Raw genomic sequence first — 568 nt, forward strand, 5'->3', positions numbered from 1 at the left:
TGCTCAAAGAATTGTGCTTCTAAAATAGGTTCTATAACCATTCTTATGCATTCTTGAATAATGCGGTCTTCAATATTAGGTATTCCTAATGGTCTTTTCTCTTTCTTGCCTAATTTGGATATAAAAACTCTTCTTATTTTACCTGCTTTATAGTGACTTAATTTATCTTCAATCATTTTTATAACTTCTGAATATTCCATTTGTAAAATATCATTGATTGTTTTTCCATTTTCGCCAGGAGTTTTACTCCCTTTATTAGATTTCATCTTATGGATAGCGCTAACTATTACTTCTTCACATTTTATTATTTCCAATAAACTTTTAAACGAAGGTCTTTCATTAACCTTAATCTTTTCTTTACTGGTACTGTACATTTTGTCCAGTAGCCTTCTTAATTCGCCTTCACTTCTCGGAACTGTTAGTTGTTGTGCCATACTATCACATCCTTTCGGGGATAAATGGTTTTAATCAGTTATGCTCATCGGCTTCCTAACAATACGTTGTCTTTAATAAATTTTTCTCTAACTTGACTATGCCCCTTCGCTCCATAAGAATTACCTTATTTCAT

1 pseudogene is annotated in these 568 nt (G+C 31.7%); it reads right to left on the reverse strand.

Features of this window, described 5'->3' with window-relative positions:
* A pseudogene (locus CLPUN_RS12695) lies at nt 1-434 on the reverse strand (group II intron reverse transcriptase/maturase); the annotation flags it as partial.
* Between the last annotated feature and the right edge of the window lie 134 nt (nt 435-568).

This window comes from Clostridium puniceum (genome assembly GCF_002006345.1).
Lineage (GTDB): Bacteria > Bacillota > Clostridia > Clostridiales > Clostridiaceae > Clostridium > Clostridium puniceum.